An 8,226-nucleotide genomic window follows, 5' to 3' on the forward strand; every position below is an offset into this window, starting at 1 on the left:
CTAAACCCCCTCAGCCACCACCGAAAGTCGGCCAGAGCCAAACTCAGGGCAGTCCCCAGTGATTCCAGGCGGCACCGTTCCCGCACTCCGCATCCACGGCACTGATCCTGCCAAATCGCCTGCAACACAATGGCAAATGTGGCACTGTCTGCCCTGTCCATATCTGTCCAGCGTGAATGGAGGTTGAGTCGTGCCAGAGATCGACGGGCACAATGGCACCGGACAGCTCAGTCTGAGCACCGCGGCCGCGCGCAAGCTATCGTCGACAACCAAGTCCGTACCGCAGATGCAGAGCATCACCCCGCGCTGGCTGCTCGACCAGTTACCTTGGGTGGAGGCCAGGGGCGGTGCGTACCGGGTCAACCGGCGGCTGAACTACACGCTGGGCGATGGGCGACTGAGCTTCCACGCCACCGGCAGTGCGGTACAGGTCATTCCGGCCGAGCTGACCGAACTCCCATGGCTGCGGAATTTCGCCGACACCGACGTATTGCAAGCGCTTGCCGACAGATTCACCCAACACGAGTACGAACCCGGGGAAGTGTTGGTAGCGGCAGGTACTCGAGCCGACCAGCTCCATCTGCTCGCACACGGACGAATCACCAAACTCAGCGAAGGGGAGTTCAGGGAGGAATCGACCCTGGAAATCCTCGCAGACGGTGACTATTTCGGCAACGAAGCATTGATCGGCCCCGAGAGTGACTGGACGTACTCGGTCAAGGCCACCACAGCGTGCACGCTGCTGTCGCTGCCGAAGTCGGCCTTTCAGGAGCTGCTCGAACAATCCGAGGCACTGCGCGACCAGTTGGAGCGCTATCGAGCCACCAAAGGAAAATCGCAGAACGCTCATGGCGAGGCCGGCGTGGAGGTCATGTCCGGTCATCGCGGTGAAGTTCCCATCGCGGGCACATTCGTCGACTATGAGCTCAAGCCACGCGAATACGAGCTGAACATTGCGCAGACCATCCTTCGGGTGCACACTCGGGTTGCCGACCTCTACAACGAACCGATGGACCAGCTCGAACAGCAACTCCGACTGACCATCGAAGCGGTGCGGGAGCGCCAGGAGCACGAGCTGGTCAACAACAAGGACTTCGGCCTGCTGCACAACGCGGACTTCAGCCAACGGATCTACACCCGGAGCGGCCCACCTACCCCGCACGACATGGATCAGTTGCTCAACACCGTCTGGAAGAATCCCGGTTTCGTTCTCGCCCATCCGGATGCCATTGCCGCCTTCCGCGAAGAGTGCACCCGAGAGGGCGTTTCCCCGGAGACTGTCCAGGTCCCCGGCAGTCGACTGTCCGCATGGCGCGGTGTACCCATCTATCCCTGCTCGAAAATCCCGATCAGCGATCGGCGCACCACGTCGATCATGGTGATGCGCACCGGCGAATCGGAACAGGGTGTCATCGGTCTGCGCAAGACCGGCCTGGTCGACGAGTACGAGCCAGGCCTGAGCGTGCGGTTCATGAGCATCGACGAAAAGGCGATCGTCAACTACCTGGTCACCTGCTACTACTCGCTGGCTGTGCTGGTGCCGGACGCACTGGGCGTCCTGGAGAACGTTCAGCTCGGGAGCGCCCATGGCGCCCACCGCTGATACCGACCCCTTCGCGCGTGCCCGTGAACTGATCACCCCCGGCCTGAGGGCAGCGGTGGACCGGTTGAACCCAGCGACGCGCCGGGTCGTCGCCTACCACTTCGGCTGGTGGGACGAACAGGGTCGTCCCACGGCAGATAGTGTGGGCAAGGCGGTGCGGCCCACCTTGGCGATCCTCGCGGCGCGGGCCGTCGGCGGTACCGCCGAACGCGCGACCAACGCAGCCATCGCGGTCGAACTGGCGCACAACTCCTCATTACTGCACGACGACGTCATAGATTCCGACCGCACTCGACGCCACCGCCCCACCGCGTGGGCGGTCTACGGCATACCCTCAGCCATCCTCGCCGGTGACGCCCTGATAACGCTGGCAACCGAGGCTCTCGTCGCCGACAGGCCGCCGCTGGCCACCGAGGGGGTGCCACGACTCGATGCGGCACTGCTACGGGTGGTCGACGGCCAAGTCGCCGACACTGCGTTCGAAGGCCGGTCCGACGTGCGGCTCGACGAGTGCATCGAGATGGCAGCCAACAAGACCGGCTCATTGTTCGCCGCTGCGTGCGAGCTGGGCGCGCTTGCCGCCGGGGCCACGCCACAACGAGTCCGGCAGCTACGCCGGTTCGGTGAGCACCTCGGCCTCGCGTTCCAACTCGTCGACGATCTCCATGGCATCTGGGGTGATCCGGCCACCACCGGCAAGCCCGTACTGTCCGACATACGTGCCCGCAAGAAGTCACTGCCAGTGGTGGCCGCCCTGATTACCGGCAACAGTGCCGCCAGGCGGTTGGCCCAGCTGTACCATCGCCCCGCCCCGCTCAACGACGCCGATCTGCGGACCTGCGCCGAGCTCATCGAGCAGGCCGGGGGCCACGCTTGGGCACGTGCGGAAGCGCAGCGCCAACTCGATGCGGCCCTGGAGTGTCTACGGGCGGCGAATCCGGAGCCGAGAGCCGCAGCGGAACTGATGTCCGTCGCGCAACGGCTCAGCTCTGCGCCCGACACGACCGGGCCCGGTACGACGACACTGGATGTCACCGACATCGCTTCGACGATCCCCGTGCGCCCCAGCGGTTTCGGCACCGCCACCGCACGGCGAGCTGTCGGCATACGCGCGACGGTGACCACCTCTGGTCTGTAGATCGGCGTGGGTTTTAGTTTATCGGTCCGCCATCCGCTCACGCGCGCCCGATCGCGCCAGACGACATGGAAGGAACACAGATGGCTCCGAGTGTTGCAGTCATCGGCTCCGGGGTGTCCGGTATGACTGCGGCCTACCTGCTACGCAACGAGTTCGAGGTCACTGTGTTCGAGGCGGGCTCCAGCCTGGGCGGTCACCTCGATACCGGGCGTCCCGCCCCCGGGCGGCCTGCAGACATGGCGTTCGCGATCTTCAGCACTATCCATTACCCGAACTTCACCCGACTGATGAAGGACCTCGGAGTCGCGACCAAGCCGGTGGACGTGTCCACGGAGGTGACGTGCTCCCAGTGTGGATTCGTCCACCGCAGCGACAAAGCCATGGGGCCGGCCGGCCTCCCGCGCCGCCCGCCCGGCGTCAGCGAACACGTTTGGCACCGATGCCTCGAGAACTCCGAACGATTCGTGTCGCACCTGCAACAGACCGTGCACGCCGAGCCGGACACCACCCTCGAGCAGTTTCTGCTCGAGGGAGAGTTTTCCACCTACTTCGCTCAGCACTTCGTCTACCCCCCGTTGCGGGTGTGGCTCCCCTCGGATCTCGGGAACACTCCCCTCGGGTATCTGACCAACGTGCTGGACCGCTCCGGGCTCCTCGGCGGTGCCGAGGCATTGCGATCCTGGTACGTACTGTCCGAAGGCAGTGCGGCCTACCTGGAGCGCATCGCCGCTACCGTGACCTCGATCAAGACCTCGACACCGGTACGCGCGGTCAGCCGCACCGGCGACGGAGTCGCCATCCGGGACGCCGCCGGGAATATTCACCATTTCGACAAGGCCGTGTTGGCCGTGCACGCTCTGCAGGCCCTCGCCTTGCTCACCGAGCCCACCGCCGAGCAATGGTCCGTACTCGGCGCGTTCGACTACACGCGGACCGAAGCGGTGCTGCACACGGACAGGAACATCCTGCCCAGCGGATCAGGCGGCGCTGCGATCTCGATCCAACTGTCCTGTGCCGACCCGGATCGGCCGTTGTTCACCGCCCACGCAAACCTGAATCGAATGCGCGGTGAGATATCGTCCCCGACGTACTGGACGACCCATCTCACCCCCCGCACTGCGGTGAACCCGGCCAGTGCACTGGCCCGTGAGGTCTACCGCCACCCGAACATCACCCTGCAGTCCGCGGCGGCCCAACGCCGCCTGCCCGCGTTGTCCGATCACGTCCTTGCCTTCGCGGGCTCCTATCACGGCGACGGCTTCCACGAAGCCGGCTGCACCTCGGGAGTCGCGGCGGCGGAAGCACTCACCGGCAAGGACGCCGCACCCCTGTTCGAGGAAGCGGCTTTTCAGGAAGCAGCAGCCACGCGGGCGCACAGCGCGATTCGAACCCGGGACCGGTCCCGGCCCAAGCCCCAGGGCCGCGCGGGACCTCTCCTGTCGACAGGCCGCCCTCCGATCAGACACCTTCGACCGCCCGGCCTCGACGGTCTTCACTTCTCCGGGCGCCGCGGCCTTGCCGCCATCCCCGACGCCGACCACCGCGCGGTGGTCGCCGGCGTTTTAGACTCGGGTCTGGTGGACGAATTGATCGCCCGCAGCGCGGGTTTCGACACGACCGTGGATCTCGTGCAGGTTCGCGCCAACATCGACAAGCTCACCGACGAGTTCGCGGCCTTCGGCATCACCGTTTCCGCTGCCACCATCAAAGACCTCACGCTGATGCGCGCCCTGCTGGTGCCCGTTGCCGACGACGCGCTCGCCCTTGCCCTCGACCGCCTCTGGGTATTCACCCTCGACGCCGACGATCTGTGCTGCCACGATCCCGTGGAAGCCGAAGCCATCATGCGGGACGGCATGTTGGCGGGACGCTCCGCATCCTCGCCGTACACCGGATACATCCAGCACATGTTCGCCGAAATCGCGCGGTTCTGCGATCCGACGTTCCTCGCCGTCTACAAAACCTTCTTCTACAACGGGATCACCGGTGTCCTCATGGAGGCAGAGTTCACGCCGGGAGTGTCCGACGAGATCGACAGTGACTTCGTCCGCACTTTCAACGGCTACGGCCAGTTCTGGTTCACCTCACTTCAGTTCGTCGACCCCTGTTTGAGCGCCCACCGCAACCGTGCATTCTGGTCGGCGGCGCTGAGCTCCTGTGATGCGTTTCTCAGCGATATGAATGACGTCCTGTCCTTCTACAAGGAGGCGGTGCACGGTGAGGACTTCGTCATCAGCAGGATCTATCGCCGCTCGGTACAGGAGAACATTCCTTACCTTGTCGCCTACCGCCGGTGCTTCGACGGCGGCCTGGCCGCCTACCGCCGAATCCTGGATCTCGCCACCGACGAGCAACGCCCGCACCTGGACCGCTACATGACCGGCTACGTGTACTGGCACTTCCACAGCCGTCGCTACCGCTGGCAGGACATCTACCCTGGTCTGTCCCCGCTCGACATCTGCGATCGAGCCGATTCAGCGTCTCACCGATGAACAAGGAATCGCGACAATGCTGATCATCGCCTTCAAACCCGGACACGACGGTGGAATAGCCGCAGTCGAGAACGGTCGCCTACTGTATTCGCTCGAATCGGAGAAGGACTCTTCTGCCCGATACTCTTTCTTGACTCCGGAAACGGTGCTGGGAATCGCCGAGCGCCTCGATAGGCTACCCGATGTCATTGCGGTCGGAGGCTGGCTGAGATTCGGGGAGGCGAGATTCGGAATCCAGAACGAGATGAATGCCGGTTATTACGGATCCGAGCAAATGATCACGCGGCCGAGCCGATTCTTCGGGAAAGATGTCACATTCTTCTCCTCCACTCATGAGCGTTCTCATATCATCGGCGCAATAGGCATGGCCCCACCGCACCGTCATCGCCTCCAGGTCGTCCTGGTATGGGAAGGGGTTACGGGTGCATTCTTCTTGGTCGACCACGGGTATCGGGTCGTGAAGAAGTTCGAGGTCATGGAACAACCCGGTAGCAGATACGCTGCCCTGTTCGCCATACTGGACCCGAGTTTTCCAGCCGCCGGCGGGGAGCCCCGCATGAGCGACGCCGGCAAGCTCATGGCACTCGCCGCTTACTCCGATGCCTCGGCTGCCGATCAGGAGATCCGCAGTGCCGTCGACCGTTTGATGAGTATTCCCAACGCTTATCCAGTGCCCAAGAGCGACTTTCGTGACACTGTCCTGTTCAATGCCGGAGTCACGTCTCCGATCGGCACCACGGCCGCCGCCGTTATCACCGAACGACTCTTTACCGCCTTCTCCGATGTGGCTTTGCGGGAAATCCCTGCCGGTCTGCCGTTGCGTATTTCCGGCGGCTGCGGTTTGAACTGCGAATGGAACCAGCAGTGGCGCCAATTGGGTCACTTCTCCGAAGTGTTCGTTCCGCCCTGCCCCAACGATTCCGGTTCCGCGATCGGTACGGCTATCGATGCTCAAACTGCGCTGACGGGTAGTCCATTCATAGAGTGGAGTGTCTATGCCGGCTCGGATTTCGTCAACGACAAGGATCCGAATCCTGCGCAATGGCACCGACGCCCACTCGACTACGAAGCCCTCGCTCAGGTACTGACGGAAGGCAGGGTCGTAGCCTGGGTCCAGGGCAGATGGGAGATCGGACCACGCGCACTGGGCAACCGCTCGCTTCTTGCCGATGCACAGAACCCTGCCAGCAGAGACCGGCTCAACGCCATCAAGCAACGCGAAGACTATCGGCCGATCGCACCGGTGGCCCGCGTCGAAGATCTGACCGCCGCTTTCGATGCCGCCTTCGAAGACCCGTTCATGCTGTATTTTCGGCGAGTGCGTGACCCGAAGCTGAAAGCTGTCACCCACGTTGATGGTTCGGCCCGAGCCCAAACTGTATCCCACCTGAACAACCCGCAGCTACATAAACTCCTCTCCGCTGTAGCCGCGCGACAAGACCTGGGTGTTTTGTGCAATACGAGCTTGAACTTCAACGGGCATGGATTCATCAACCATATGTCCGATCTTGCTGAATATTGTGAGAGTCGTGGCGTTACCGACATGGTTATAGGTAATGAATGGTTCGAAAACATTCAGCAACCCACCAATCAATCGTTGATATGAACAGTATCGCGGTGACGGGACCCCGTGGGTCAAGTCCAGTGGTGTGGTGTAGCTGGGGCGGTTACCGATGTTCCGGGTGTTGGTCAGGCGAGGCGTGGTCTGAGCGCGGCGGATGGTTGGGGGACGGCGGAGGGCGTTAGGGTCTGTTGGTGGGCAAGCGCCGTGGGAAAATGAAAGTGTCGAGATCGCAGAACCACCGCCGAACCCGAGCTCGGACCCCCACCCGCCGTCCACCCACCGGCGCCTCGGCCAAGCGGCGCCCGTACCGGCTGTGCACCCTGGTCGCCTCGTACCCGCAAAACATGCAGGCCACAGCCGCCGCCAACGCAGACGCCCGGATACACATCCACGCCCCCGACCTCGGCAACATCCTCGATGGCCACTCCGGCCAGGTGCGGAAGCAGCAGGCGCGCAACATGATCAACACACAGCCAGAAATGATCGCAACACCCAAGCTACCTGTCGCGCTCAGGCCACGCATATCACGAAAAGTGGGCCAGATCCGAATTACGACGTCGCTTCTCGGCAGATTCTGGTGTCGCCGGATGGCTCGGTAGCTGGCGCTGACCTGCGTGGCCGCTTGAATGAAAGGACCACCGAATGCCAGGAGCTCGGTTGCGGCTCGAAGAGGCAGCCACCTGATCGCGACCCTGCATCACGAGAACGGCTATCTCAGGAGCCAACTGGACCGACAGTGGACGGATTACCCTGTTGACTTCGGCAGCACCAGGGCGGTGTCTCATGAACCATCAGTTCTGGCATCGACGATTTCGTATTCCTGCTTTTCGACGTCGAGGGTGGTAGGGATCCACACATGTGAGTCTCAGGGGCACAGGTTTCCCTCCGGGCCGGAATCGGGTGGCACGTACTCGTCCCATAGTTCGGAAGTGAGCGAGGTCGGGATCAACGCGCACAGCGACGCTGCGGGGTCGACTGTGAAACCAACCTCCCACACGTCCAGCTTTGCGTCGTTGATTGCCGCTGCCAACGTTTTGCCGTCCGGACCGAACACCACCGACAACACCTGACCCCGGTGACCGATAAACAGGTCACCGAGCGGCCGCTGGCTTTTCACGTCCCACAACCGAACCGATCCGTCATTGCTGCCGACTGCCAGGATTTTGCCGTCCGGACTGAATGCCATCGCCCCCACGGACATTAAGGCACCGGTGAGTGGATTGCCGAACTGCCGGTTGCCTTCCACATCCCACAACCACACCGAACCGTCGCCGGCGCCGACAGCCAGGATCTTGCCACCGGGATCGAAGGCCAGCGATACTCCGTTCATATGGAAGGTGGGGAACGGGGTGTTGGGGAACGGGTCGTTGAGCGGCCGGTTATCTTCGCGATCCCACAACTCGATTGAAGTGCCGAAGAAGCCGACCGC

At 63.0% G+C, this 8,226-nt stretch carries 6 protein-coding genes; 4 read left to right on the plus strand and 2 right to left on the minus strand.

Annotated features, from left to right (window positions below; genetic code table 11):
• Positions 1–190: 190 nt before the first annotated feature.
• The 4 genes from NF4_RS35840 (at position 191) to NF4_RS35855 (ending at position 6,839) form a co-directional block, all read left to right on the plus strand.
• Complete coding sequence (locus tag NF4_RS35840; protein WP_063131834.1) at positions 191–1,603, plus strand: family 2B encapsulin nanocompartment shell protein; 1,413 nt, start codon at positions 191–193, stop codon at positions 1,601–1,603.
• Positions 1,587–2,741, plus strand: coding sequence for a polyprenyl synthetase family protein (locus NF4_RS35845; RefSeq protein WP_063814814.1), 1,155 nt, complete (start codon positions 1,587–1,589; stop codon positions 2,739–2,741). Before NF4_RS35840 ends, NF4_RS35845 begins: the two co-directional genes overlap by 17 nt.
• Positions 2,742–2,821: 80 nt before the next feature.
• A complete protein-coding gene (locus NF4_RS35850; RefSeq protein WP_198165608.1) occupies positions 2,822–5,233 on the plus strand; it encodes an FAD-dependent oxidoreductase in 2,412 nt (803 codons plus the stop codon).
• A 16-nt stretch (positions 5,234–5,249) separates the two neighbouring features.
• A complete protein-coding gene (locus NF4_RS35855; RefSeq protein ID WP_063131836.1) occupies positions 5,250–6,839 on the plus strand; it encodes a carbamoyltransferase C-terminal domain-containing protein in 1,590 nt (529 codons plus the stop codon).
• Between the two features lie 136 nt (positions 6,840–6,975).
• On the opposite strand, the gene NF4_RS40230 is transcribed toward NF4_RS35855, so the two are convergent.
• Both NF4_RS40230 and NF4_RS35865 read right to left on the minus strand, forming a co-directional pair.
• The gene (locus NF4_RS40230) at positions 6,976–7,320 is read right to left on the minus strand and encodes a transposase family protein (protein WP_063131837.1); all 345 of its coding nucleotides are present in this window, start codon (positions 7,318–7,320) and stop codon (positions 6,976–6,978) included.
• Positions 7,321–7,662: 342 nt separating this feature from the next.
• On the minus strand, positions 7,663–8,226 hold a 564-nt coding region (locus NF4_RS35865; protein ID WP_369690976.1), incomplete at its 5' end, for a WD40 repeat domain-containing protein.

Source organism: Nocardia fusca NBRC 14340, assembly GCF_001618425.1.
Classification (GTDB): Bacteria; Actinomycetota; Actinomycetes; order Mycobacteriales; family Mycobacteriaceae; genus Nocardia; species Nocardia fusca.